We start from the raw sequence: 26,198 nt of genomic DNA on the forward strand, positions 1-26,198 counted from the left end.
CGCGTGCGGCGGGCCGCGGCGCGGGCTCGCGGGGCGACGGGGAGTGATGGGGCGACCGCGGCGAGACGCGGCTGCGAACGCGGCTCAGCCCTGGTCGATGTCGGGGCCGAACACTTGCTCGCGCGCCGAGGGGCTGAGCCCGAGCGCCTCGAGGATCTTGCGCTTGGTATCCATGCGGCATGGACATCCCGACTCCACGCGGTCGATGGTTAGCGGGCTGACGCCGGCACGTCGCGCGAGCTCGGCCTTGCTCATCATGGCGGCCTGGCGCAGCTTGCGGACGTTGTTGGGCTGCACGCCGCCCTTCGCCTTGGCGTTGGCGGCCCCGGTCTCGGCGGCGGGAGCCTTGCGGGCTCGCTTCGGCGCCGGCGCCTCGACCTCGGAGGTGTTCGCGGGCTCGCCGACCCCGTCGCCTTCGTCTGCGTCGCGCTCGCGCGGCACGTCGGCGCGGGTGTACAGCTCGGCTGTGTCCGCGGGAGCGGCTTGCTGCGGCGGCGGAGCGGGGAGCTCCTGCTTCGGGGTCGCGGTCATGGGGCTGGCCGGTCGGGCTACGCTTTCCTACACATTGTCAGCCCCGGCAAGGGGTTCGTCAACGTGGCCGGACCGTCTCAGTGATACGTAAGTGAATGTTAGTGATAGGGATTTGATAGGTCTTTGTAGCGATCCGAGCGATGCCCGTCACCGCCCCTCCGAGCTAGGTGAAAACGCCTCTGAAGGGAGCTGCGGGGCCACAGGTCGCGGTCCATGGCGTATGTGCGATTTTGCCCACTCGCGCAACTGCCGCGCGCGCGTCCACGCACGCGGGGGGTTGGGGCAGATCTCCCTGGGTCGTGCCGGCCAATGCCGAGGCCGCCGGCTCCGGCGCCGCGATGCGCGCGGATGATACGCTCCCGGCGCCGTGACCACCGCAGACTTGATCCTCGCCATCGACCAGGGGACCACCGGCAGCACCTGCTTGCTCGTCGACCCGCAGCTCCGCGTGCTGGCGCGCGCGACTCGGGAGTTCCCACAGCACTTTCCGCAGCCCGGGTGGGTCGAGCACGACCCCGAGGAGCTGTACGCCTCGGTCCTCGCGGCCGTCGCCGAGGTGCTGCAGACGAGCGGCGTGGCGCCGGCGCGGATCGCCGCCATCGGCATCACCAACCAGCGCGAGACCAGCCTGCTGTGGGACCGCAGCGACGGACGGCCGCTGCACCGCGCGCTCGTGTGGCAGGACCGGCGCACCGCCGACACCTGCGAGTCGCTCCGCGCCGCCGGCCACGAGGACCTCATCCGTGCGCGCACCGGGCTGCTGCTCGACCCCTACTTCTCGGCGACCAAGCTGGCGTGGGTCCTCGACCACGTGCCCGGCGCCCGCGCGCGCGCCGAGGCCGGCGAGCTTCGGGCCGGCACCATCGACACCTACCTCGTGTGGCGGCTGACCGCCGGCGCGGCGCACGTGTCGGAGCCGAGCAACGCCTCGCGCACGCTGCTCTGGCCGCTCAAGGGCGGCGGCTGGGACGAGGAGCTGTGCGCCCTCCTGCGGGTGCCCGCGGCGATCTTGCCGCGCGTCCTCCCGTGCACCGCTCGCTTCGGCGAGACCTGCGGCGTGCCCGGCCTGCCGGACGGCATCCCGATCCACGGCATCGCCGGCGACCAGCAGGCCGCCCTGTTCGGCCAGGCCTGCTTCGGGCCCGGCGAGGCCAAGTGCACCTACGGCACGGGCGCCTTCGCCGTGCTCAACACCGGCGACACCCCGGTCGCCTCGCGCCACGGCCTCCTCACCACGGTCGGCTGGCAGATCGGCGAGCGCACCACCTACTGCCTCGAGGGCAGCGCCTTCATGGCCGGCGCGGTCGTGCAGTGGCTGCGTGACGGCCTCGGCTTCGTCCTCAAGGCCAGCGAGATCGAGGCCCTCGCCGCCAGCGTGCCGGACAGCGGCGGCGTCGTCCTCGTGCCTGCGCACGCGGGCCTCGGCGCGCCCTACTGGCGGCCGCACGCGCGCGGCCTGATCAGCGGGATCACCCGCGGCACCACCCGCGCGCACATCGCTCGCGCCGCGCTCGAGGGCATCGCCTTGCAGATCGCCGACCTGCTCCGCGCCATGAGCGCCGACATCGGCGCGCCGCTCAAGGCCCTCAAGGTCGACGGCGGGGCCGCGGCCAACGACCTCCTCATGCAGCTTCAGGCCGACCTCCTCGGCGTCCCGATCGCCCGGCCCACCATGCTCGAGGCCACCGCGCTCGGCGCCGTCTTCCTCGCCGGCCTCGGCGCCGGCATCTGGTCCGACACCGGCGCCCTCGCGGCCGCCTGGCAGCAGGACCGCGCCTTCACCCCGAGCCCGCCGACCACCGCCCTGGCGACCCTGCGCAGCAACTGGGAGCGCGCCGTCGCCCTGGCCTGAAGGACATGCTCTAAAAGCTAGGTTCCTAAGCTAGGTTCCTCGAGATGCGGCGGACCGGCCGGGCCGCCGCCACCACGCTCTCATCGAGCGCTGCGCGTCGGACTCGCGGCGCGGAGCTCGATGCCGACCTCGTTCGAGGAACATGCCCTGAAAGCCAGATGCGCGGAGACGCGGCGGACCTGCGGCCGTCGTGCAGTGAACCCGGGCATCATCACGGCAGCGGGCTCGGGCGCGCCAGCAAACGCGGTGCTCGAAGCCGACCTCGTCTGAAAAACATGCCCTGAAAGCCAGGCGCGCGTAGACCCGGCATGACCCGCGGGGCGCGGCTCGCGGCGCGTCAGCGGACGCGGAGCTCGAAGCCGATCTCGCGCAGCTTCTCGCCCTCTTCGAGCAGGTCGGCGAAGGTCAGCGGGTGGGCCTCGATCCAGTCGGGGAGGAACCCGAGCTCGAGCGCGCCGCGGCGGGCCGTCGCGGTGAACGGCGGCAGCGGCGTGGGGCTGCGGCTGCGGGCCAGGCGGAGCGCGACCCGCAGGCAGATCGTCAGCGACTTGGCGAGCTCGGCCTCGCTGTTCGGCAGGCCGGCGAACACCTCGCGCGTGAGGCGCTTGCGCTGCCCGAGCAGCATCGCCGCCAGCAGCTCCTGGTCGGCGCGCGAGAAGCCCGGCATGTCGGAGTTGGCGACCAGATACGCGCTGTGCTTGTGGTAGCCGGAGAACGCGACCGACAGCCCGATCTCGTGCAAGCGCGCGGCCCAGCCGACCAGCTGTTGCCCGACCTCCGGGTCGAGGCCCCAGGCCTCGCGAACCTGATGAAAGCAGTGCAGCGCCAGGCGCTCGACGCGGCCGGCCTGGGCCATGTCGACGTTGTAGCGCTGGCACAGCTGGCGGATCGTCTGGTCGCGCACGTCTTCGTGGCGGATCCGGCCCAGCAGGTCGTACAGCAGCCCCTCGCGCATCGACCCGGTCGAGATCGCCATGTGCTCGATCTGCAGGCCCTCGAACAGCGCCAGCAGGATCGCCACCCCGCCCGGCAGCACCGGCGCGCGGTCGGCCTGCACCCCGGCGAGCCCCGCGATCTTGTGGATGTTGCCCGCGGCGATCAGCGCCTTCTTGAGCTGGCGCAGCCCGGCCGCCGTGATCCCGCGGTCGCTCCAGCCGTTGGCGCGCAGGATCGCGTCGACCGCCGTGATCGTGCCGCTCGAGCCGACGCAGTTCTCCCAGTTCGCCTCGAGGTAGCGGCGCTCGATCGGCTCGAGCTTGAGGCGCGCGGCGATCTCGGCCTTGCGGAAGTCCTCCGCGCGGATCTTGCCGTCGACGAAGAAGCGCAGGCTGTAGCCGACGCAGCCCATGCCGAGGCTGTCCATGCGGATCGGCTCGAAGCGCTCGCCGACGATCAGCTCCGTGCTGCCGCCGCCGATGTCGATCACCAGGCGGCGGCCGCGGTCGTCGGCGAGCGTGTGCGACACCCCGAGGTAGATCAGGCGCGCCTCTTCGCTGCCGGCGATGATCTCGATGTGGTGCCCGAGCGCCGCCTGGGCGCGGGCCAGGAACGCCTTCGCGTTGCTCGCCTGGCGCATCGCGCTGGTGCCGACGGCGCGCACGCGACCCTCGGGGAACTCGCGCAGCCGCTGGCCGAAGCGCTCGAGGCAGGCGAGCGCGCGCTCCTGCACCTTGTCGGTCAGCTCGTGGTGCTCGTCGAACCCGGCCGCCAGGGCCACGCGCTCGCGCAGGCGGTCGACGATATGGAAGTGGGTGTCGTCGACGACCCGGCCGACCACCATATGAAAACTGTTCGAGCCGAGGTCGACCGCGGCGACGCTGTCGGAATCGGTGACCGGCGTTGTCGGCTCGTTCATGGCGGTGGGCGACCATACGGCCGCGCATGCCGGCGCGCAAGCGCGTCCGCCGGCGACGAGCCGCGGCTCGGGCGCACCGCTGCGGAGGTTCCGACGGCCTGCGCCTTCGGCCCGCGCGCGACGCGGACGACGGGCGCCGGCGAGCTCGGCGACGAGCCGCGGGCGAGACCGGCGAGCCTCGATGGGCCTCGCTGACGGGCCGCGAAATCGGTCGGCCCTGCCGAGGACGGCCTCGCCGGCGCCCGCGAAATCAATCCGCGCCGGATGTTTCATGAGAGGGGCCGACCGCGCCGAGGACGACCTCGCCCGGCGCCCGCGAATCGGTCCGCGTCGGAGGCCTTCGCGAAGGTGTTCGACCGCGCCGAGACCGACCTCGCCCGGGGCCCGTAAAAATCAGCCCGCGTCGGAGGCCTTCGCGAAGGTGTTCGACCGCGCCGAGACCGACCTCGCCCGGGGCCCGTAAAAATCAGCCCGCGTCGGAGGCCTTCGCGAAGGTGTTCGACCGCGCCGAGACCGAGCGTCGCGGATCGTCCGGAGTCGGCCGCGACGGGCTGGTGGAGGCTTCGCCCGGCGTCCGCGAATCCGTCGCGCCGGAGACCTTCTTTACATTCTTCGATTCGTCGGCCGCACCGAGACCGGCCTCGCCGGGCGCTTGCGACTCGGCCCGCGCTCGAGACCTCCGCGAACTCAATCGGCCTCGCCGAGCACGACTTCGCCCGGCGTCGGCACCGGGCTCTCGCTGTCCGACTCGGCCGTCGCCTTGGCAGCGGACTCGGCCGCGCCGTCGAGCGTCGGCGGCAGTTCGCTCGCGTCAGCGGGCACTTCGGGCGCCGGCGGCAGCTCGGCGGCTGGCCCGATGACCAGGTCGAGGTCGGCGTCGGGGGCGGCGAACTTGCGCCACGACAGCTCGAGCGACAGCTTCTGCCGCTTGCCCTTGTCGGACGCCGCGAGCGAAAAGCCGACCACCCCGCGCGGTCCGAGGACCACCTGCTCCGCCCCGCGATGCACGCGGACCGCCCCGGACTTGAGCGCCGTCACCAGTTGTTCGAGGTAGGCGATGACATGAGGCACCTCGACCGCGCCGTCGATCTTCAATTCCTGGCGTGAGCTCTTCATCTCCGGGCTCCTCCCACGATGTGGCCGGGGGGGCTCACCTTGCCACGGCCGATTTGTCGCAGCAAGGCGCCGGCTGCCGGGCCGAGCAGCCGGCCGAAACCGGCATGATCCGGCCCTCGTCTTGTGCGAAGCTCGCGCTCATGGCTGGCTCCCCCGACCGCTCCGCCTCCCCCGATCGTTCTGCGAGCGACCTCGACGTCTTGCGCCGCAGTCACCGCGGCAAGTTCGTCGCGCTCGCCGCCCTGCTCGCCACCGCCGGCGGGCTCGTGTGGTGGAACCAGCGCCCGAAGCCGATCGGCAACGACGAGCAGGCCGAGCGGGTCCTCGTCGTCCCGGCCGCCAACTGGCGCTACAAGCCCTACCTCGAGAAGTGGGGCTTCGTCGCCCAGGAGGGCCGGCTCAAGACCATGGTCGACGAGCTGCGCGAGAAGGTCCCGGAGGCCAAGGAAGACGGGCCGGCGGCCGTGCTCAAGCTGGCCGACTGGGCCGGCTTCGCCTTCGTCGCCTTCGAAGATCCGGCCTCGCTCGACTTCAGCGGCCTCGACATCGAGGGCGGCGTCCCGACCTTCGCCAAGCACCACCGCTTCGCCGTCGTCAGCGCCGGCGACTACGCCTTCCCGCACAAGCTCACCGTCAACGCCGAGCCCTCGGAGTTCATGAACGGCCCCGAGCTCGATCTCCTGAGCGCCCTGTTCGCCCAGGAGCCGCTCGCCAGCACCTTGCGCGACGACCCCAAGAACGGACCCGACGTCATCGTCCTGCGCACCAAGGTCCAGGAGGGCATCGACGCCATCGACGCCATCAAGGCCGCCGAGGCCACCGTCGCCAAGATCGCCGACAAGGCCCGCGTCCTGCTCGTCGACAAGGAGCAGGGCGACCCCAAGCCGACCCTCCTCGGCGGCGTCCAGGAGAGCGTCCACCCGATCGCGCTCGCCGACGGCGGCACCCTCCTGATGACGCGCAAGGCCAATTTCTCGAGCAGCACCGGCTTCAACGCCGACCTCGAGCTCGCCAGCACCTGGGGCTTCTTCTACGTCCCGGCCGGCGCCGACCCGGTCGCCGGCCGCGTCCCCTGCACCGGCCTGCTCGAGGGCTCGCTCGAGGAGAGCGGCCGCGCCCCGCTGTTCCGCACCTCGCCGCAGGGCGACGTCCTCCTGATCCACGAGACCGGGCGCTCGCGGCTGTTCAAGCTCGAGAGCGGCGGCTGCAACTTCTCCGCGCTCGGCGAGATCACCGTCCCGATCGCGCGCGGCGAGGATCCGGGCGAGCCGCACCGGAGCGGTCGCGTCGCGCGGGTCAACAACAGCAACGGCGAGGGCGTCGTCTCGCTCGTCAAGCCCGGCGACGAGGTCGCCACCGACCTCGTGCGCACCGGCAAGGCCACCTTCTCGCTGCCCGTCTGGCTCGACGACGACATCCTCGTCGGCATCGCCAACGACACCTTCGCCGACAGCAACGGCTACTACCACCCCTCCCTCCACTTCTACAGCGCCAGCCGCCCCGACCGCGCGCTGCGCCTCGACGCCCAGAACTTCGACGCCGCCGTCGAGCTGCAGCAGGTCGCCTACGCTCCGCCCGGCCCGCAGGGCGCGCGGCTGCTCGTACGCGCGTGGGGCTCCGAGCGCGGCGAGCAGCTGTTCCGCGTCGACGCCCCCGCGCCGGCCGCCCAGCTGTTCGCCGACGCCATCGCCGCGGCCGAAAAGGCCCCGCTGCCGGCGGAGGTGCGCGACGGCATGGAGCCGCTCGTCGTCCCGATCGACACCCGCGGCTGGAGCTTCACGCCCCTCGTCAACGAGCTCCGCACCCACGACCCCGTCGTCTCGGTCGACGGCCGCCTGGTCGCCTTCGCCGGCGACCTCGAGATCCACGTCGTCCCGCTCGCCGGCGGCCAGGTGCGCGCGCTGACCCGCAACGAGCTCGAGGACCACACGCCCATGTTCAGCGCCGACGGCAAGACGGTCGTGTTCCGCACCCGCTTCCCGATCGAGAAGACCAACTGGACCCTGACCACCGCCCGCAGCGTCCCCGCCGGCGAGTGATTTCTTCTTGGCGGCCTGGACATGCGCGAAGGACATGTCCCTTCGCGCATGTCCGTGAGTACACCTGCGAGACCGCTCGTCGACGCCAGCGCCGGCCGCTCGAGCCTCCTGAGCCCGCCCGACGCCGCCGTCCACGCCGACTTGACCGTCGGCGCCGACGAGGCCCTCATCGTCGTCCCCTCGGCGGCGACCCGATCACCTACCAGGGCACCCCGCCGCGGGCCGGGTCGTACCACCACGGTCGCCTGCTCACCGTCTACCAGGGCACGGGCGACGTCCTCGTGCTCCACGGCTTCGTCGAACCGGTCCGCTGGTACACCGTCCTCTGCAATTCCCTGTGACCACCGGGCCCGCCCACGCGCCGCCCGGGACCGGCAGCCCCGCCCTCACAGAGCCCGACCTGTCCTTCCAGACAGCCAGCACCCCGCACGGACGCGCCGGCCGTCACATGCCCCCGGGGACATCTCACTCCGTCTCAGAGCGCGGCGGCGCCGAGAACCCGTCGCCCCTCTTATTGAATGGTTTGCCGGCGGCGTAGGCCTGAGCCGGCATGCGCTTGGCGCCGGCGGCCTGGACCTCCGCGATCCGCACCACTCCGTCGCCGCAGGCCACGTGCAGGCCGGCGCGGTCGACCGCCAGCACCTCGCCCGGGCGCGCGTCTTCGGGCCGGGGCAGCGACGACGGACCGGCGCGGTAGAGTTTGACGGGTACTCCCTCGCGCCCGGTGACCGCGGCCGGCCACGGGTCCATCCCGCGCACGTGGTTGATGACATGCTCCGAAGACCATGTCCAATCGACCACCCCTTCTTCCTTGCGCAAGATCGGCGCCAGCGTCGCCAGGGCCGCGTCTTGCGGCGTCGGCGGCGGCACGTCGGGGAACTCGCCGAGGAACGCGGCCAGCAGGTCGCCGCCGAGCGTCGCCAGGCGGACGAACAGCTCGCCGCTCGTCTCCTCCGGCGCGATCGGGGTCCGCGCCGCGCGGAACACCGGCCCGGTGTCGAGCCCCTCTTCCATCTGCATGATCGCCACCCCGGTCTCGCGATCGCCGGCCAGCACCGCGCGCTGGATCGGCGCCGCGCCGCGCCAGCGGGGCAGCAGCGACGCATGCACGTTGATGCAGCCGTGCCGCGGCACCTCGAGGATCGCGCGCGGCAAGATCCGCCCGTACGCCGTCACCACGATCACGTCCGGCGCCAGCGCCTGCAGCTGCGCCGCCAGCGTGCCGTCGCGCACCTTGACTGGTTGACTGACCGGCACGCCCAGGCGCTGCGCCGCCTCCTTGACCGCCGGCGGCATCAGCTTGCGGCCGCGCCCTGCCGGCTTGTCCGGCTGCGTCACCGCCAGCACCAGCTCGCACGTGCGAGCGACCGCCTCGAGGCTCGGCACCGCAAAGTCGGGCGAGCCCATGAACACCGCACGAAGCCGCGAAGATCCGCTCACGACGCCCCGATCTGCGCCAGATAGGCGCTGTGCAGCGCGTCGTCGGAGAGCACGTCGCGCGCCTCGTCGAGGGCCGCCAGCAGCTCCTCGATCTCCTCTGCCAACTCGACCCGACTGTCGGGCTCGAGGCTCTCACAGAACGTCGCCGTCAAGTCCGCGTGAGCGCGCAGCACGTCGGCTCGCGACGCCTCGCGCGGCAGGCCGAGCAACGCGAAGTAGTCGCTCTCGCGCGCCAGTCGCAGGCGCTCGCGCACGCGTTGGCGGTCGAGCGCGGTCAAGGTCGCCGCCGGATCGTCGATCTCCGGCGCCAGGTGCCCCAGCAGCTCGAGCACGTACACCACCCCGCGGATCACCGCCTCGTCGGCCACAGCCGCCGCGATCAGCTCGCCGACGCGGGTCTGTCCGTCGAAGCGCTCCGTCACCGCCCCGACCGCCGGCCAGCGCAGCTCCGCCGCCAGCGCCTCCGGCCCGGCGAACGCCAGCCGCGGCTTGCGGTCGTCGTTCACGGCCACGCGCAGCTGCGACAGCGTCGCTCCGCGCTGGACCCCGCCGGCGATCATCGCCGCCAGCGGCACCCCGAGCTCGACCGCGACCGCCGGGGCTTCGCCCGGGTAGAGGCCCCACGCCACGCTCCCGCTCTCGGCGATCCGCTCGACGATCCGGCGCACCGGCTCGCGCAGCGCCTCGCGCATCTCCTGCGGTTTGATCAGGCCCGACTGGGCCAGGCGTTCGACGTCGCGCCGCGGGTCGCCGGTGCCCCAGCGCGCCGCCAGCTCGAGGTGCGTCGGGCTCAGGAGCCCGCGGGCCGCCAGGCGGCCCAGCACCGACTCGCCGGGGGCCGAGCTCGCGCCGCCGATCACCTGTCCCTCGGACCACCACAGCCGCCGCTCCGGCGCGCCGCTGGCCGCCACGCGCAAACCGCCGGTGAACCGCTCGCGGCGCAGCTCGGCCAGCAGCGCCGGCGCGTCCGATTCGCCGCGCGTCTGGGCCCCCGCCAGCGGCGCCTCGCCCGCGAGACCGGCCGTCTCCGGGGACAGCCGCGGCGGCTGCTCCTGGACGCGAGGAGGCCCTGCGACCGGAGCCCCTCCCGCCGCGCCTGGCGTGAGAGACAGCTCCTCGGTGGCTTCGCGCACCCCGTGCCGCCCCGAGCGCGCTGTGTCCTCCGGGACATGTCGAACTGGCCATGTCTCTCGGGACAGCTCGCGCTGCGGCGGCGCGCCGCGGTCCGACGACCGGCGCGACCAGTGGCGCGAGGGCAACACGACCGTCGCCTCCTCGGCCTCACGCCCGTCCGGCTCGGCGCCCGCGAGCGCCTCGCGGGCCCCCTCGCGCGCAGGCTCCCCGTTGTCCCGCGCGACCCGTCCGGCCCGCTGCGAACCCACCCCGCGAGACAGCCCCTCGTCCTCCTCCTCGCCGAGCGCGAACCGCCGGGCCTGTGCGCCTGGCGACGGCTCCACGAACCGCCTTTTACCTGTCTCACGAGACAGCTCTTCGCCGTCGGCGAGCCGCTCGGCGCGCCCCGGATCGCTCTCACCAGACCGCCCCTCGCCGTCGGCGAACCGCCCGGCGCGCCTCGGATCGCTCTCACCAGACCGCCCCTCGCCGTCGGCGAACCGCCCGGCGCGCCTCGGATCGCTCTCACGAGTCCGCCCCTCGCCCGGCCACTCCGCCCGGCCTGCGGTCGCCGCTCCTCCGGCTCCTTCCGCCGCGGGGCCCCCGCTCGCCGCACCTGTCCCCCGAGACAGCCGCACCTCCTGCGCCCGGCCCCCGCTGCCGTTCTCGGGAGAATGGTCCACGACGCGCGGCGCAAGGCCCCGGCGTTCGGACACGCCCTCCCCCTCGACCACGAACCGCCCGGCGCGACGGCCTCCGCTCGTCTCCTCCTCACGTCGCCCCGGTTCCAACCGCGAGCTCGCTCGCTCCCCTCGCGGCGGCTCCGTCGCCGCTCCTCCGTCGACCACGAACCGCCCCACGCGGCGGCCACCGGGCGCCTCCTCCTCGCGCACCGGTCGTCCGAGCGAGCTCGATCGCTCTTCCTGCGGCCGCCCTGCCGTCAACTCGCTCGTCCTCTCGGCGTCGACGACGAATCGTCCGGGGCGACGACCTCGGCCCGACGGCGCGGACTCTTCACGGGGCCCCGGATTCACGCGCTCGCCCCGCCCCCACGAGCCGCGAAGCGCCTCGGTCTGCCCGCTCCTCGCCGCTCCGCTCGGCTCCACCGCCGCGACTTCCCCGGCCTGCGGAGCCGGCCGTCGCGGCCGCTCGCGCACCAGCTCCTCCGTCCGCTCGCTGCGTCCGGCACCTGTCCCTTGCGCCAGCGCCTCCGCTTCCTCGCCCGGGGCGCTCCACGATCTTCGCGGCGCACCTGTCCCTCGCGCCAGCTCCGCTTCCTCACCCGGGACGCTCCACGCTCCTCGCCGCGCACCTGTCCCTCGCGCCAGCTCCTCCTCGCCCCGCGCGCCCCATGACCCTCGCCGCGCACCTGCCCCTCGCGCCAGCTCCTCCTCGCCCGGCGCACCCCACGACCCCCGCCGCGTACCTGTCCCTTGCGCCAGCTCGTCTTCTTCGCTCGCAGCGCTCGCGCCTCGTCGAAGCCGCGAAGGCTCGCCGTCGTCCGCCTCACCACCGACGCGCTCCCGCGCCCGCGACCCGCGCGTCAACTCGATCGTCTCCTCGACGCGTCCTGCCCCGGCTCCGGGCCCCGGCTCGTCCTCACCGGCTCGCGCCCGCAGGTCCTGCGCCGAACCTGTCCCTCGGGCCAGCCCTTCGCCCACGCGCCGGCCGGTCCACGGCATCCACGAGCCGCGGCCCGTGCCTGTCCCCTGGAACAGCTCGTCCTCCGCCTCGACCCGACCCGCTCCCGACCGGCGCGGCTCTCCCGGGCCCGCGCTGGGGTCCGACGCTGCGGGCGCCGGAGTCGCGCCCGCTCGTTCCTGTCGTTTCGACCAGGTTTCTCGGGACAGGTTCCCCTCCGCGACCACGCGCGGATCCGGCCGCGACTCGCCCCAACGGCTCGCGCGATCCTTGCGTACGTCCTGGCGAGCCGCGGTGGCGACCGAGGCCGTATGCTCGCTGTGGGCCTCTGCAGGGGCCTGCGAGCCCGACTCCGGCGAGATCTCCCCGTCGCGCGAAAACGTGAGCTCACTTCGGGTCGGCCGACGACCGACCCGTGATTCGCCAGTCGAGGGCAACCGCTGAGTCGGCTCGCGCAGGAGCTCGAGCTCGCCGCTGTCGTGCTCTGGGTCGACGTCGGGAACGGCGTCCAGGCCCATCGCCTCGAGATCGATCCCGTCGCGATGGCCGTCGACGGACTCTTCGCGGGTCTCGAGGCGGGCCGCCAGCACCTCGAGCGTGTGATGCAGACGATTGAGGACCGGGTCGGCGCGAACGGGACGCGGAGCCGGCGATGCTTCGCGAGGCTCGGGCCGCGCTGCGCCTGCGGGCGGCCCGGCGAGCTCGGCCAGCGCCGCCTTGAGCTCCGCCTCGTCGACGGGCGCCTCGAGGAAGCGGTCGGCCCCGAGCTCGAGCACCGCGGCCAGGTCGCGCGTCTCGCCTTGCAGGCGCCCGTAGAGCAGCACCGGGATGCCCATCGTCTCCGGCCGCTCGCGCAGCGCCTGCACCAGGCCGCTCGCGTCGGCGGAGCCGAGGCAGACGATGACCGCGGCGGGGCCGGGATTTTGCGCGGCGCGCAGCACCAGTTCGCGCTCGCGTACCGGGACCACCGCGTAGCCCAGGTCTTGCACGCGAGGGACCAGCTCGCCCCGGTGGGCACGGTTGCCCGTCATGAGGATCTCCGGACCCACGGCGACGGGAGTGTACTCCAGTCCCTATGCGCGGCGACGCACCCCTGAGCCCGGCGGTCCGGGGGACAATTTCTTCCAGGGTGCCTGAAGCGGCGCGCCCGGCGAGCGTCTCCCCGCTGTCACCTTCCCGCAACCGAGCAAATCAGCCAGGATCTCACCATGCACCTCAAGTCCGCTCGTACGTCCCTGCGCCCCGTGAAATTCGTGTTCGCCGCGCTGTTGGCCGCGGTCATGTCCGCCTCGGCGACCGCCTACGCCTTCTTCTCCGCCAGCGATTCACCGGTCGGGAGCTGGAAGACGATCGACGACGAGACCGGCGAGACGAAGTCCATCGTCAAGATTTACGAGGTCGACGGCAAGATCTACGGCCGCGTCGACCGCCTCCTCCTCAAGCCCGGCGCGCTGTGCGAGGCGTGCGAGGGCGAGGATCACAACAAGCCCATCGAGGGCATGGTGGTCATGTGGGGCCTGTCGGCCGACGACGGCGAGTGGAGCGGCGGCAAGATCTTCGACCCGCAGAAGAACAAGACCTACCGCTGCAAGATCTGGCTCGAGGACGGCGGGCGCAAGCTCAAGGTGCGCGGCTACCTCGGCCCGTTCTTCCGCACCCAGACCTGGATCCGTCAGTGATCTGCCCTTCGCGGGCTGCGCGCTGACGGCCGCCTCCCGCGCCTGAGGCCGCTCTCCGCGGCCTTTGTCGCGACGCGCGCGGCACCTACCATGATCGCCATGGAACACGGCCGCGCGATCAGCTTCACTCGCCCTGACGGACAGGACGCCCCTGGCGTGCTGTTCTCCGCCGCCGACGGCGCTCCGGGCGTCGTCCTCATTCAAGAGTGGTGGGGCATCAACGACCAGATCCGCCGCGTCGGGCAGCGCCTCGCCGACGCCGGCTACCGCGTCCTGATCCCCGACCTCTACCGCGGCCGCGCCACTGCCGTCGCCGACGAGGCCAAGCACCTCATGACCGGCCTCGACTTCGGCCAGGCGCTGAGCGACATCGCCGGCGCGCTCACCTATCTCAAGGGACAGGACGGAGCGACCAGGGTCGGCATCATCGGCTTCTGCCTCGGCGGCGCCCTCACCCTCGCCTCGATCTGCAACGTCCCCGGCTTCGCCGCCGGCGTCTGCTACTACGGCATCCCCGGCGCCGGCGCCGACGCCAGCAAGCTGCTCGCCCCGCTGCAGGCCCACTTCGCCGAGTTCGACGACTGGTGTACCCCCGACGCCGTCCGCGCGCTCGAGGACCAGCTGCGCGCCGGCACCACCGAGTACGAGCTCTACCGCTACAGCGCCCAGCACGCCTTCTTCAACGACGCTCGCCCCGAGGTTTACGATCCGGTCGCCGCCGCCGAGTCGTGGCGCCGCTCGCTCGACTTCTTCCACCGCCACCTCGGCGGCCCGCTGCCGGCTGCCTGATCGGACAGGTCCCCAGGGACAGCCAGCACGACGTGGCCCGACGGCCTCGGCTCGAAACGGGGCGGCGACTTCTTGGATGACGCCCGCCTCGACCCGGCCGCCGCCGAGTCGTGGCGTCGACCCGCTCGACTTCTTCCACCTCAGCATCGGCGGCCCCGCCGCCTGTCTGCTCGAACAGGTCCCGTGGGACAGCCGCACGACGAGGTCCGCACGGCCTCCGCTCGAACAGAGGCCGGACTTCTTCAAGGGCGCCCGCCACGAGATCGACGGCCGCGTCGCCGCCGCCGAGTCGTGGCGCCATTCCCTTCGATCACCGGGCGGCTCCCATCCGGCTGACTGATCGAACAGGTCCATGAGGGACCTGCGACGCGTAACCGCATGGCTGGCCAGCGGGATCCTCGGCCCGCCGTCATGCGCACCCGCCGAGCGCGACGCTCCCGCATCGCCCCGGGCCTCGAGGACCTCGGCTTCTCGACCGCCTCGCGCTCAGATCAGCGACTGCGGGTCGACATCGACGTTGGCCATCGTCTTGAACTCGCCGCTGCCGGCGTCGCCGAGGCGGGGCCGCAGCTGGCGCAGCAACCAGCGCAGCGGGGGTCGGCTGCTCGCGCGGATGAGCATCTGCCAGCGCACGCGGCGGTTCACCCGCTCGATGAGCGACGCCTTCGGCCCGAGCAGCTGCACCGGCGGCGGCGCCTCGGCGCTGCCGGGCTCCTCCGCGTGCTTGCGCCGCACCTCTTCCGCCGCCGCGCGGATGACCGCCGCCAGCTCCTCCGCGCGCCGCTGCACCGCCACCTGGTCCGGCCCCGAGATCCGCACCAGCGCCAGGTGGCCGAACGGCGGGTTGTGGAGCTCGCGCCGCTTGTCGAGCTCCCACGCCGCGAACGCCTCGAAGTCGTGCTCGGCCGCGAACGCGATCGCCGGGTTCTTGATCCCGTAGGCCTGGATCAGCACCCGCCCCGGCCTGTCCCCGCGGCCAGCTCGACCCGCGACCTGCGTCAGCAGCTGGAACGTCCGCTCCGACGCGCGGATGTCGGGCAGCCCGAGCCCGTGGTCGCCCTGGAGGATCCCCACCAGCGTCACCCCGGGGAAGTCGTGGCCCTTCGACAGCATCTGCGTCCCCACCAGGATGTCGGCCTCGCGCCGGCGGAACTGCGCCAGCGTCTCGAGCAAGCCCTTGCCGCGGCTCGTGTCGCGGTCGAGCCGCAGCACCCGCGCGCCCGGCACGTCCTTCGCCAGCGCCAGCTCGACCCGCTCCGTCCCGGCGTTGCCGTGCAGCAGCTCCCCCTCGCCGCACTCCACGCAGCGCTCCGGCGGCGCCTCGATGAACCCGCACCAGTGGCACATCAGCCGGTTGCGCCCGAGGTGATACGTCATCGCCGGCGCGCTGCAGTCCGGGCAGTGATGCAGCGCCCCGCAGCGGTCGCAGATCAGCGTGGTCGCGAAGCCGCGGCGATTGAGGAACACGATCGCCTGCTCGCCCGCGGCCACCGTCTCCACCAGCGCCGTGCGCATGCGACCCGTCAGCAGCGTCTCCGGATCGGGCCGGTGCGTCGCCAGCGAGATCAGCTCCACTTCGGGCAGCGGCCGCGTCGTCGGGCGCGTCGTCATCCGCAGCCAGCGGATCTTCCCCGAGCGCGCCGACTCGTACGTCTCGAGCGCCGGCGTCGCGCTGCCGAGCACCGCCACCGCCGACGCGTCGCGCGCCCGCACCAGCGCCACGTCGCGCGCGCTGTAGCGGACCCCCTCCTCCTGCTTGAACGACGCGTCGTGCTCCTCGTCGACGACGATCACCTTGAGGTCGGGCACCGGCGCGAACACGGCCGAGCGCGCCCCGATCACGATCGGCCGCGCGCCCATGCGGATCTGCTGCCACGCGTCGAGCCGCTGGCGCGGCGTCAGTCCGCTGTGCAGCACGGCCACCGTCTCGCCGAAGCGCGCCCGGAAGCGATCCGACAGCTGCGGCGTCAAGGCGATCTCGGGCACCAGCACGATCGCTCCGCCCCCGCGCGCCCGCGCGTCCGCGATCAGTTGCAGGTACACCTCCGTCTTTCCGCTGCCGGTCACCCCGTGCAGCAGCGACGCCGCGAACTTGCCCGCCTCGAGGTCCCCGCGCAACGTCGCCAGCGCCGCCGCCTGGTCGGCCGTCGGCGTCTGCGGCAACGACGGCTCGAGCGTCTCCGCCGCGAACGGGTCGAGCGCCCGCAGCCGCTCCTCCACCGCCACCAACCCCGCCGCGAGCAGCGGCTCGAGCAGCTTCTTGTAGCCCGGGAACGGCCCGCGCAGCTCGCCCGCGGGCACCCACGAACCCGCCCCTTCGAGCAGGTCGAGCAGCGCCCGCCGCTGCTTGCTGCGACCGATGTGCTCGCGCAGCGTCTCCTCGGCGGTGGCCGCCCCGCGCAGGTAGTCCGTGCGGCGGTAGTGGGCCTCGACGCGCGCCCCCTCGCCGCCGGCCTCGTCCCAGGAGATCGTGCACAGCTCCTTGGCCGCGAGGTCGCCGATCAGCCGCAGCACTCCGGGGATCCGCGGCCGCAGATCGATCAGCCGTTCGACCGCGAGCTCGCCCCGGGGCGCCGCCGCCAGGGCCGCCAGCACCCGCTGCTCCGCCGCCGTCGGCAGCCCCGCGTCGTCGACCGGCTGCAGCACAACCTCACGCGCGGCCGCCAGCGCCTGCGCCCCGGCCTCGGACAACATGACCCTTCGGACATCATGTCCCGTGAGCAAGCCCGGCAGCGCCAGCCGGTAGACCTCGCCGACCGGCGCCACGTAGTAGTCGGCCACCCACTCGCACAGGCGCGCCAGCTCCGGCGTCAACGACGGCGCGCCCGGTGGGTCGAGCACCTCCTCGAGCAGCTTGATCCGCGCCCCGTTCAGCCGCTCCGGCTGGGCCGCGCGCACCACTCCCACCAGCCCGCGGTTGGCGAACGGCACCAGCACGCGCGCCCCCGGCTCCGGCACGCTCGGCCACGACGCCGGCACCGCGTACGTGAACCCGCGGTCGAGCGCCACCGGCAGCGCCACCGACACCAACCGCTCGCTCACCGCGAACTCTCCTTCGCCTCGCGCCGCGTCTGGTACAGCGCCCGCCGCAGCGCGCCGCGCATCACCACCAGCTCGAGCACCGCGGCCACCAGCGTCACGCAGCCCGCCGCCAACAACGCGCGCCTGAGCCACTCCACCCACAGCGCGACGAGGCTGGCCTCACCGGCCGCGACGCCGCGCGCCGCCCCGGCGATCACCCCGCGCACGGCCAGCGCCAGCGCCACCAGCACCGCCACCGCGACCACCGCCGACCCGGCCCCCGGCCGCGCCGCATCGACGCGACCGAGCCGCGAGCGATCGCCCTCGACCCACCCGAGCGAACCGCTCGCCGCCGTCGCCAGCGCGACCAGCAGGGCCACCCCAGCGACAACCATCGGCCAGGTCGCCATGTACATGTCCCAAAGGACATGCGCGCTCTCACCCGACCAGGCCGCTCGCAGCGCCGACGCCAGCGACGGCTCGAGGCGGTGCGGGATCGCGGCCGCGACCGCCAGGCACAGCAGGGCCGGCGCGAGACGCGAAGACCTCGGCCGCAGACCGACCCGCCAGGCCAGCGCCACGCGAGCGCGGCCGGGCGGGGTGGTGGCGTCGAGGTCCACGGAGCGAGGCTTTTAGCGCGCCCGGGGCCGCGCGCCAAGAACCTGCGCGAGATTCCGCGGCTCAGCCGCCCGCTACGGGGCGATCGAAGGACAGCTTGAAGCCGGTCAGACAGCGCGTGGCGCCGTTGCCGACCTTGTACGACGGCACGATCTCCACCTGGGTCTGCGAGCGGAGCGCGTCGAACAGCATGGCGATCGAGTCGGCGCTCACGTTACGGCCCGGGCACAGCGACCCGCCCCACTTGTAGTCGCGCTTGGTTCCGGACTTCTCGCGCACCGTCAGCACGCCGTTGGCCATCGCGTAGTCATCGCTGCTGCTCTCGTAGATGGTCACGGCGTCGACGTTGCCGACGGAGCCGGACGAGTCAGCGAAGGTCGTGGCGGGGGCGGACACAATCATCATACCGGCGAGCAGGGACAGACAGGAGCGGAGCGACATGGAGGTTCCTCGTGCGATTTCGGGGGCCTTCAGACCCGGGGGTGCAGGGTGCTATTCACGGGCAGCCGCTGCAACACCGGCGTATAGCGCCCGCATGACCTCGATCGGATCACGGAGCGGAACTGCCCGCGCGCACGTTTGTGTTTTCAAACGATGAATGATGTAGTGGGTTCGTCATGGCTCAGTCCGGGACGTACCCCGCGGGAGACCTCGGCAACCCGAGACGCGCGCAGATCCTCGACGCCGCCGAGCGACTGCTCCACCACTACGGTCACGCCAAGACCACCGTCGCCGAGATCGCCCGCGAGGCCGGCATCAGCGTCGGCTCGGTCTATCTCGAGTTCGAGGCCAAGGACGCCATCTGGGTCGAGCTCTCGCATCGCCGCCACGAGGCCGTGCTCGGGGCGATGCGCGGCGCCGCCAATGCGCCGAAAAAGCTCTACGCCCACCGTCTGCAAGCGGCGCTCGTGGCGCGAACGCGGGCCTTCCTCGCGCTCGCCGAGCGCGGCGCGCACGCCGCGGAGCTCGTTCACTGTCACGCTTGCCCGGCGATCCGTGAGGCGAAGGAGATCTACCACCGCCGCGAACGCGAGATCATCGCCGAACTCCTACAGGCAGGCGAGGACGCGGGCGAGTTCGTGATCAAGGACGCGTCCGCCACCGCGGCGACGCTGCTGCAGGCGTTCGTCGCCTTCGTGCCACCGCTGCTCTTCGGTCGTGCACCTGACGAGCTCGAGCGTGAGGTCACGGCTCTGCATCAACTCCTCGTCCACGGCCTCTGCCGCGCCGAACCCCGGTCCCGCAGTTGACGGCGAGTTGAACGGTTTTAAGTTCGGTTCAACCGTCATCACGTACCCCTGCAGGCTTAGCCGCGGGGAGCGAAAGGAACCGAGATGAGCCACCCAGAGTATCCGTCTGTGATCCCGCTGCTGCCCTTGCGCAACGGCGTCCTCTTCCCTGGCACAGTCATCACCGTCCCGGTCGGTCGCGCCCGCTCGATCGCCATGATCGAGGCCGTCGGGCAGGACGCGATCGTGGGCATCGCCGTGCAGCGTGACGCGCGGATGGTCGATCCCGAGCTCGCCGACCTCCAGCCGGTCGGCACCTACGCCCGCGTCCGCCAGGTCCGGCGCACGGGCGAGCGCAACTATCAGGTCGTACTGGAGGGCCTCGGTCGCTTCTCGCTGAAGACGATCCTCCACGGCAAGCCTTACTGGACCGCCGAGGTCGAGCAGCTGCCCGACGAGAACTCGGACCCCACCGAGGCGAAGTTGCTCGCCGGCGCTCTCGGCTCGCGCATGCGCGAGAAGCTGCAGGAGATCGCGCCCGACATGTCTTCGAGCTTCGGTCAGTGGATCGAGCTGCTCGGACGCGGCGACGACTCCGGCTTGCTCGCCGACCGCGTGGCCGCGGCGCTGAGCCTCGACACCGATAAAGAAGTCCAGGTGCTGCTCACCCGCGACGTGAGCGAGCGCCTGCGCCTGGTCTCGCGCCTGCTCGACGAGGCCATCACCCTCGCGGAGCTCAAGCACAAGATCGACTCCGAGGTCCGTCGCGGCCTCCACAGCAACCAGCGCGAGGTCCTGCTGCGCCAGCAGCTGCGCGCGATCCAGAAGGAGCTCGGCGAGGAGCCCAAGTCCGACGACCTGCAGGCCCTGCGCGACCGGCTCGACAAGGCCGGGCTGCCCGAGGAGGCCCGCAAGGTCGCCGACCGCGAGCTCGCCCGCCTCGAGGCGATGAACAACGCGCACGCCGAGTTCGGCGTCATCCGCACCTACCTCGAGTGGATCGCCGACCTGCCGTGGAACAAGCGCGCCTCGGGCACGCTCGAGATCGACGCGATCGCCAACAAGCTCGACGCCGACCACTTCGGCCTCGAGGAGGTCAAGAAGCGGATCTTGGAGCACATGGCGGTCCTCAAGGTCTCGGGCAACACCCGCGCGACCCTGCTGTGCCTCGCCGGTCCTCCGGGGGTCGGCAAGACCTCGCTCGGCCAGTCGATCGCCGACGCCACCGGCCGTCCGTTCGTGCGGATCGCCCTCGGCGGCGTGCGCGACGAGGCGGAGATCCGCGGCCACCGGCGCACCTACGTCGGCGCGCTGCCCGGTCGACTCCTGCACGCGCTGAAGAAGGCCGGCAAGAAGAACCCGGTCGTGCTGCTCGACGAGATCGACAAGCTCGGCAACAGCTGGATGGGCTCGCCCGACGCGGCGCTGCTCGAGGTCCTCGACCCCGAGCAGAACAAGACCTTCACCGACCACTACCTCGAGCTGCCGTTCGACCTGTCGGAGGTGCTCTTCATCTGCACCGCCAACAGCCTCGACACGATCTCCGCCCCGCTCCGCGACCGCCTGGAGGTCATCGAGCTCAGCGGCTACACCCTCGAGGAGAAGCTGCACATCGCCAAGGACCACCTGCTGCCCAAGCAGATCAAGGACCACGCGATCGCGGCCGGCACGCTGACGGTCACCGACGAGTCGATCAAGACGATCATCCGCGACTACACGCGTGAGGCCGGGGTGCGCCAGCTCGGGCGCGAGCTGACCAAGCTGTGCCGCGCGCTGACCCTGGAGATCGCGCGGGCCGACGAGGGCAAGTCGCCGCGGCTGCACATCGACGCGTCCGACCTGCACAAGTACCTCGGCAAGCCCAAGTTCCAGAGCGAAGTCGCCGAGCGCACCGCCGTCCCCGGCGTGGCGACCGGCCTCGCCTGGACCCCGGTCGGCGGCGACATCCTGTTCGTCGAGACCTCGCGCATGCCCGGCAAGGGCAGCCTCGAGATCACCGGCCAGCTCGGGGACGTCATGAAGGAGTCCGCCCGCGCCGCCCTCACCTACGTCCGCAGCAACGCCAACCAGCTCGGGGTCGACGTCAACTTCCTCGACCGCCAGGACCTGCACATCCACGTCCCTGCCGGCGCCGTGCCCAAGGACGGCCCCTCCGCAGGCGTCACCATGTTCACGGCCCTGACCTCGCTGCTGACGGGCCGTCGGGTGCGCAACGACACGGCGATGACCGGCGAATGCACCCTCCGCGGACGGGTCCTCCCGGTCGGCGGGATCAAGTCCAAGGTCCTGGCCGCCCACCGGGCCGGGATCAAGCGGGTGGTGCTCCCGCACCGCAACGCCCGCGACATCGAGGACGTGCCCGAGGACGTGCGCCAGCAGATTGAGTTCATCTTCGCCGAGGACATGCGGCAGGTGCTCGACGCCGCGCTTGAGCCTGTCGTCCTGCCGCCCGAGAGCCTCGCCGCGGACAGCCCGCGCGCCGAGGCGTGAGTGAGCGGGCGCCCGCGGCCGACGACGCATCGCCGCTGGCCGCCAAGCGCCCGACCCGGGGATCCGCACCACACGGCGCGGATCCTGTTTTTTTAAGAAAGCGTGACCGGCGCAGGCCGAGCGGGAGCCGTGGCCGGCCGGCCGCGGGGCGGCGACCTGCCCGTGACATCAGCGGATTCGGGCGAGCCCGCGCCTCTCCCCGAATTGACGAACTCGGACGCGTGGGCCGAGAATCACCGCGTTGACCACGGCACCCGACAAGATCGGTCCCTACGAGGTGCTCGAGCGCATCAGCGCCGGCGGAATGGCCGAGGTGTACAAGGCCAAGTTGACCGGCGCCGACAGCTTCGAGCGCCTGGTGGCGATCAAGCGGATCCTGCCGCACATCGCCCGCGACCCCAACTTCATCGCCATGTTCCAGGCGGAGGCGAAGCTGGCCGTGCAGCTGCAGCACGGCAACATCGCCCAGATCTACCAGCTCGGCCGCCAGGACGACGCCTTCTACATCGCCCTCGAGTACGTCGAGGGCCGCGACGTCGGCGCGCTGCTCGACCTGCACCAGAAGGCAGGCAAGTCGCTACCGCTCGCGCAGGCCTGCTACATCATCACCCGCTGCGCCGAGGGCCTCGACTACGCCCACAACAAGAAGAGCGACGACGGCAAGCCGCTCAACATCATCCACCGCGACATCAGCCCGCCCAACATCCTGATCTCCTACGAGGGCGAGGTGAAGCTGATCGACTTCGGCCTGGCCAAGGCGACCAGCTCGTCGGTGCAGACGCAGGCCGGCGTCATCAAGGGCAAGCTCGCGTACATGTCGCCCGAGCAGGTCCGCGGCGCGCCGCTCGACGCCCGCAGCGACGTGTTCGCCCTCGGCATCGTCTTCTTCGAGCTGCTGACCGGCCGCCGCCTGTTCCGCCGCGACAGCGACATCGAGACCTTCGAGAGCGTGCGCCAGTGCAAGGTGCCGCGCCCGAGCGAGGTCAACCCGGCGATCCCGGCCCCGCTCGAGCACATCCTGCTGCGCTCGCTGGCCCGCTCGCTCGACGACCGCTACCCCTCGGCGGCGGCGCTGGCCGAGGCCCTGCGCGAGTTCGTGTTCACCCACCAGCTGCGCTACCGCGGCGACCAGCTCGGCGCGTGGATGCGGCAGATCTTCCGCAAGAACTGAGCGCGGGCCGAGCCCGCCGGCTCAGCCGCCGAGGCCGATCCGGCGGATCATCTGCAGCCGCCGCGGCGAGGCGCTGTCGAGCTCGACGACGCCGATCGTGCTCGCCAGCGTGTGGACCACGTACAGCTTGCGCCGTGCCTCGTCGACGACCAGCTCGTTGGGGCCGTCGTCGACCGGGATGGTGGCGATCACGCTGAACGAGCCGAGCGCGACCGCGGCGACCTCGTCGTCGGAGTAGCAGCTGATGAACGCGATCGCCTCGCCCTGCTTCGGCCGGTGGATCGCCAGCAGGTTCGGGTTGTGACACAGCGCGACGCTGTCGATCGGGTCGTTGAGCGGCTCGCCCGACGGGCCGAGGCTCGTGTCGACCAGCGACAGCGACGGCGGCGTGGTGTGGACCGCGAGCAGGCGGTCGCCGACCTCCGGGTCGAGGAACTCGACCTCGCCCATGAACGGGCGGTCGCCGGCGGCGTACGGGTTGACCCCGAGCAGCCAGTGATTGCCGAAGCGCGCGATCGTGTCGCGCCCGGTCTCGACGCTGAACAGGCGCACCCCGGGCCAGAAGCGGTGCGAGGCGTACAGCAGCGGGCGCGTGCACCCCTCGGTGCTCGGCGGCGGGTCGTCCGGGTCGCAGGCGCGCTGGTCGACCGCGAAGCCGCCGGCGAGCACGCCCTTGCCGAGCGGCTCGGTGGCGAAGAAGCCCTCGGAGGCCTCGGTGATGTCGGTGATCTTCGGCCCGTACTCGGCGTCGAGGGCGATGAGCGTCATCCTCGCGCCGAGCAGGTGCGGCAGGTAGGCGAAGCGATAGCCCTCGCGGTCGACGAAGATCCGGGCCGGATCGGACGGCAGGCGCGCGGCCGCGGGGTCGTTGCCGAGCCGCTGCAGGGAGTGCGCCGCGTCGCACTCGCCCTCCGCGTCCTGTCCGCAGTCGACCTCGATGCCGCCGGCCTCGCGCAGGACGTCGATCCACGTCACCGCCCGCTCCTCGAGGCTCGACGGCACCAGCAGCCGCCACGGGCCCTCGTCGCCGATCGGCCGGTCGAGGGCGATGTTGCCGGCGCCGCTGGTCAACCGGACCGAGTGCTCGCGCTGGATGAAGTAGCGCTCGTCGCACTCGACGACCTCCTGCCCTTCCGCGCCTGTCTCTTTGGACATGGCCTCCGAGACACGGCACGGCGTCACCGAGCTGAGCTCGGCGTCGGCCGGCGCCGGCGGCTCGGCGAACGCCTGGTCGAGGGCGCGCAGGTTGAGGACCACGAGGGTGCTGGTCTTGACCCCGAGGTCGAGGTTGCTGTTGGTGACGAACAGCCACGCGCCGTCGGGCGACAGCAGCGCCCCGGTCGGCAGCCGCAGCGCCTGCAGGTCGGCCGGCTCGGGCTCGCCGCGGCCGCAGGTCGCCAGCAGCAGCATCGCGGCGCACCAGCGGTGAGAGACGCGCGGCATCCGACGAGGGGGACGGTATCACGCCTCAGGCGCGCGAGAGGGCCTCCAGCCAGGCCTCCGGGTGGACGGCCCAGGCCGCGGCGAGGGCGGTGAGCGCGGCGACGGCGACCAGCCACGGCCGGCTCGCGGCCGCCAGCGCGGCGACCGGGCCGGACCTCGCGGCGCACGCGAGCGCGAGCTCGACGACGGCGGCGGTGAGCAGGACCGGCGTCGCCAGGCCGAGCGCGAGCACGGTCGCGTCGTGGGCCGTCGCGCTCACCGCGGCGACGTCGAGCGGCAGCCGCCACTCTCCTGGCTCCCCGACGGGCCAGCGCGTCGCGCACGCGCGCAGGCCCGTGAGGAGCGGCCGGTGCAGCCCCGCGGCCAGCGCGAGCGCGCCGACCAGCGCGACCTGCAGCGCCGCGAACGCGCGCGCGCGGCCGAGCCCGAGCGCGACCCCCGAGCGGCGCGCCGCCCCGAGCGCGGCCTCGCCGGGCAGGCTGACGAGGGCCCCGAGCACCGCGCCGAGCAACAGCTCGAAGCCGGCCGCCAACAGCCACGACGACCACGCTACCGGCGCGATCCGCAGCGGGGCCCACGCCGCCGCCAGCACCATCGAAAGCGACCCCGCGATCGCCCACCACATCCCGCCCGTGGCCGCGCGCCACAGCGACTGGGACAGCAAGAGCGCAAACAGGCGCAGCGCCAGCCAGGCCCACGCCGCCAGCGGCCCCGCGATCATCGGGGGCACCGCCCGCGAATCACATGTCCGCGAGGACAGGCGAACAGACGTTCCACATGTCCTCCGGGACAGCTCATCCGCCGCGGCCGATCGCCGGCAACAGCGCCCACAGCCCGCGCGTGTAACCTGCCCCTTCGGACAGCCACGCCGCGCCGAACCACCACACCACCGCGAGCACCGCGGTCGCGCGGGCGAGCAGCACCGGCGCGGGGTCGGTGACGCCGAGGCGGTGGCACAGCCAGCCGATCGCCAGCGCCGCCCCGCCGGCGGCCCCGGCCGCCGGCGCGACCAGCCACGCCGCGTGGATCAGCCCCTCTCCGAGAGCCGCGAGTGCCGCCTCGGCCGCGGGCGCGGCCCGCCACGCCGCCTCGGCCAGCCCGCCGCTCACGCGTAGCCCTCCACGAGCCCGCGGATCACCGCGTCCCAGCCGCCGACGGCGATGAACAGCAGGACCTTGACCGGCAAGGCGACCGCGGGCTGTACCTGTCCCGAGAGACCGATGAGGGCCACGAGCTGGGCCAGCACCAGGTCGACGAGCACGAACGGCACCAAAATCAGCGCCGCCATCTGCAGCGCCTCGGCGAGCTCGGTGACGAGGAACGCCGGCACGAGCGCGAGCGGGTGCGCGAGGTCGACGGCGTTGAGCGACGCGAAGTACTCGACCTCGGCCGGGTCGGCGTGGCGGTCGAGGAACGCCGACAGCGGCCCGAACAGGGCGCCGACGTCGAGCGGCGCGCCCGAGCCGTACAGCGCCGCCGTCTCGAACGCGACCGGGCCCATGATCACGCCCGCGACCACCAGCGACAGCGCGAACAGGGCGCTCCACGGCAGCAGGGCCTCGGCGCCGAGCCCGACGCGGATCGCCGACAGCACCACGCTCGCCTTGGCGAACGCGGTGCAACTGACGGCGGCGATCGGCGCCAGCGACAGGGCCACCCACGTGGCAGCGCCTGCCGGCAGCTCAGGGACCATGCGCGCGCCACCCCTCCGTGCTGCGCGTGGCGTCGGCGCGCCACTCCTTGGTCGTGCGCGTCGCCTCGGCGCGCCAACCCTCGGCGCTCCGCGCGGCGTCGGCGACCCACGGCGGGGCGTCGAGCTCGGTCGGCGCGGCGTTCCACGGCGCCGGCGGCGGGTCGGGCAGCTCCAGCAACAAGGTCGGCGGTCCGCCGGGACCTGTCCCGACGAGCAGGCGACGGCCGGCGACGTCGACGACGTGCAGCGCGTGCGCCGGCGTCAGCCCGACGACCGTGCGCGCCCGCTCGCGCCGCTCGCCTCGCACCCCCCGCCCGAGCCACACGAGCAGCAACAGCGCGACGAGCAGCCCGCCCCCGACGGCCACGAGGTGAAGGTACGGTTCGATGTCTTCCAGCACGCCCTTCGAGCGTAGGGAGGACGGCCGGCCCGGGCAAAAAAACCGCGACGTCGGCCCTGCGCGGCCGCTGGGGCGGAT

General features: G+C 72.8%; 22 protein-coding genes. 9 read left to right on the forward strand and 13 right to left on the reverse strand.

Annotated features, from left to right (window positions below; translation table 11 throughout):
• Positions 1–84 precede the first annotated feature (84 nt).
• Complete coding sequence (locus tag NAEX_RS14795; RefSeq protein WP_096328141.1) at positions 85–531, reverse strand: helix-turn-helix transcriptional regulator; 447 nt, start codon at positions 529–531, stop codon at positions 85–87.
• A 367-nt stretch (positions 532–898) separates the two neighbouring features.
• Between NAEX_RS14795 and glpK the strand changes: the two genes are divergently transcribed.
• A complete protein-coding gene (glpK, locus tag NAEX_RS14800) occupies positions 899–2,383 on the forward strand; it encodes a glycerol kinase GlpK (RefSeq protein ID WP_096328142.1) in 1,485 nt (494 codons plus the stop codon).
• Between the two features lie 337 nt (positions 2,384–2,720).
• On the opposite strand, the gene ppx is transcribed toward glpK, so the two are convergent.
• Entirely contained in the window at positions 2,721–4,238 is a 1,518-nt protein-coding gene (gene ppx, locus NAEX_RS14805; protein ID WP_096328143.1) for an exopolyphosphatase, read from the reverse strand.
• A 687-nt stretch (positions 4,239–4,925) separates the two neighbouring features.
• Positions 4,926–5,354, reverse strand: a complete 429-nt coding sequence (locus tag NAEX_RS14810) for an amphi-Trp domain-containing protein (protein ID WP_096328144.1) — start codon at positions 5,352–5,354, stop codon at positions 4,926–4,928.
• Between the two features lie 140 nt (positions 5,355–5,494).
• Between NAEX_RS14810 and NAEX_RS14815 the strand changes: the two genes are divergently transcribed.
• Entirely contained in the window at positions 5,495–7,393 is a 1,899-nt protein-coding gene (locus NAEX_RS14815) for a TolB family protein (RefSeq protein WP_143141204.1), read from the forward strand.
• 465 nt (positions 7,394–7,858) lie between these two features.
• Here NAEX_RS14815 and fmt read toward each other — a convergent pair whose 3' ends face one another.
• Together fmt and NAEX_RS14825 are read right to left on the reverse strand one after the other, a co-directional pair.
• Positions 7,859–8,833 (reverse strand): methionyl-tRNA formyltransferase, encoded by a 975-nt coding sequence (gene fmt, locus NAEX_RS14820; RefSeq protein ID WP_245913718.1) that lies wholly within the window; start codon positions 8,831–8,833, stop codon positions 7,859–7,861.
• Entirely contained in the window at positions 8,830–10,290 is a 1,461-nt protein-coding gene (locus tag NAEX_RS14825; protein WP_096328147.1) for a hypothetical protein, read from the reverse strand. The genes fmt and NAEX_RS14825 overlap by 4 nt, the downstream gene beginning before the upstream one ends.
• 1,776 nt (positions 10,291–12,066) lie before the next feature.
• Here NAEX_RS14825 and NAEX_RS14830 point away from each other — a divergent pair.
• The 4 genes from NAEX_RS14830 (at position 12,067) to NAEX_RS14845 (ending at position 14,395) form a co-directional block, all read left to right on the forward strand.
• The gene (locus tag NAEX_RS14830; RefSeq protein WP_096328148.1) at positions 12,067–12,684 is read left to right on the forward strand and encodes a hypothetical protein; all 618 of its coding nucleotides are present in this window, start codon (positions 12,067–12,069) and stop codon (positions 12,682–12,684) included.
• A 111-nt stretch (positions 12,685–12,795) separates the two neighbouring features.
• Complete coding sequence (locus tag NAEX_RS14835) at positions 12,796–13,266, forward strand: DUF2147 domain-containing protein (protein WP_096328149.1); 471 nt, start codon at positions 12,796–12,798, stop codon at positions 13,264–13,266.
• 99 nt (positions 13,267–13,365) lie between these two features.
• Positions 13,366–14,055 carry a dienelactone hydrolase family protein gene (locus NAEX_RS14840; RefSeq protein WP_096333620.1) on the forward strand — a complete coding sequence of 230 codons (690 nt, stop codon included), beginning with the start codon at positions 13,366–13,368 and terminating at the stop codon, positions 14,053–14,055.
• 76 nt (positions 14,056–14,131) lie between these two features.
• Complete coding sequence (locus tag NAEX_RS14845; protein ID WP_096328150.1) at positions 14,132–14,395, forward strand: hypothetical protein; 264 nt, start codon at positions 14,132–14,134, stop codon at positions 14,393–14,395.
• 146 nt (positions 14,396–14,541) lie between these two features.
• Here the strand turns inward: NAEX_RS14845 and priA are convergent, their stop codons facing one another.
• The 3 genes from priA to NAEX_RS14860 form a co-directional block, all read right to left on the reverse strand.
• Positions 14,542–17,097: a replication restart helicase PriA gene (priA, locus tag NAEX_RS14850; protein ID WP_096328151.1), complete on the reverse strand. Its 2,556-nt coding sequence runs from the start codon at positions 17,095–17,097 to the stop codon at positions 14,542–14,544.
• Positions 17,094–17,696, reverse strand: a complete 603-nt coding sequence (locus NAEX_RS14855; protein ID WP_096328152.1) for a hypothetical protein — start codon at positions 17,694–17,696, stop codon at positions 17,094–17,096. The genes priA and NAEX_RS14855 overlap by 4 nt, the downstream gene beginning before the upstream one ends.
• Positions 17,697–17,757: 61 nt before the next feature.
• Positions 17,758–18,090 carry a hypothetical protein gene (locus NAEX_RS14860; RefSeq protein ID WP_143141203.1) on the reverse strand — a complete coding sequence of 111 codons (333 nt, stop codon included), beginning with the start codon at positions 18,088–18,090 and terminating at the stop codon, positions 17,758–17,760.
• A gap of 221 nt (positions 18,091–18,311) precedes the next feature.
• On the opposite strand from NAEX_RS14860, the gene NAEX_RS14865 reads away from it, so the two are divergent.
• The 3 genes from NAEX_RS14865 to NAEX_RS14875 all read left to right on the forward strand — a co-directional run bounded on the left by NAEX_RS14865 (position 18,312) and on the right by NAEX_RS14875 (position 22,584).
• Entirely contained in the window at positions 18,312–18,944 is a 633-nt protein-coding gene (locus tag NAEX_RS14865) for a TetR/AcrR family transcriptional regulator (protein WP_096328154.1), read from the forward strand.
• 84 nt (positions 18,945–19,028) lie between these two features.
• Complete coding sequence (gene lon / locus NAEX_RS14870; RefSeq protein WP_096328155.1) at positions 19,029–21,413, forward strand: endopeptidase La; 2,385 nt, start codon at positions 19,029–19,031, stop codon at positions 21,411–21,413.
• 241 nt (positions 21,414–21,654) lie between these two features.
• Positions 21,655–22,584, forward strand: coding sequence for a serine/threonine protein kinase (locus NAEX_RS14875; protein WP_096328156.1), 930 nt, complete (start codon positions 21,655–21,657; stop codon positions 22,582–22,584).
• A gap of 21 nt (positions 22,585–22,605) precedes the next feature.
• Here NAEX_RS14875 and NAEX_RS14880 read toward each other — a convergent pair whose 3' ends face one another.
• The 5 genes from NAEX_RS14880 to NAEX_RS14900 all read right to left on the reverse strand — a co-directional run bounded on the left by NAEX_RS14880 (position 22,606) and on the right by NAEX_RS14900 (position 26,120).
• Entirely contained in the window at positions 22,606–24,027 is a 1,422-nt protein-coding gene (locus NAEX_RS14880) for a YncE family protein (RefSeq protein WP_096328157.1), read from the reverse strand.
• 25 nt (positions 24,028–24,052) lie between these two features.
• Positions 24,053–24,748 carry a flagellar biosynthetic protein FliR gene (locus NAEX_RS14885; RefSeq protein WP_096328158.1) on the reverse strand — a complete coding sequence of 232 codons (696 nt, stop codon included), beginning with the start codon at positions 24,746–24,748 and terminating at the stop codon, positions 24,053–24,055.
• A gap of 73 nt (positions 24,749–24,821) precedes the next feature.
• Complete coding sequence (locus NAEX_RS14890) at positions 24,822–25,136, reverse strand: hypothetical protein (RefSeq protein ID WP_096328159.1); 315 nt, start codon at positions 25,134–25,136, stop codon at positions 24,822–24,824.
• A complete protein-coding gene (locus NAEX_RS14895) occupies positions 25,133–25,720 on the reverse strand; it encodes an EscR/YscR/HrcR family type III secretion system export apparatus protein (RefSeq protein WP_096328160.1) in 588 nt (195 codons plus the stop codon). Before NAEX_RS14895 ends, NAEX_RS14890 begins: the two co-directional genes overlap by 4 nt.
• The gene (locus NAEX_RS14900) at positions 25,710–26,120 is read right to left on the reverse strand and encodes a hypothetical protein (protein ID WP_096328161.1); all 411 of its coding nucleotides are present in this window, start codon (positions 26,118–26,120) and stop codon (positions 25,710–25,712) included. The genes NAEX_RS14895 and NAEX_RS14900 overlap by 11 nt, the downstream gene beginning before the upstream one ends.
• Between the last annotated feature and the right edge of the window lie 78 nt (positions 26,121–26,198).

The sequence above is a fragment of the Nannocystis exedens genome (genome assembly GCF_002343915.1).
Lineage (GTDB): Bacteria > Myxococcota_A > Polyangia > Nannocystales > Nannocystaceae > Nannocystis > Nannocystis exedens.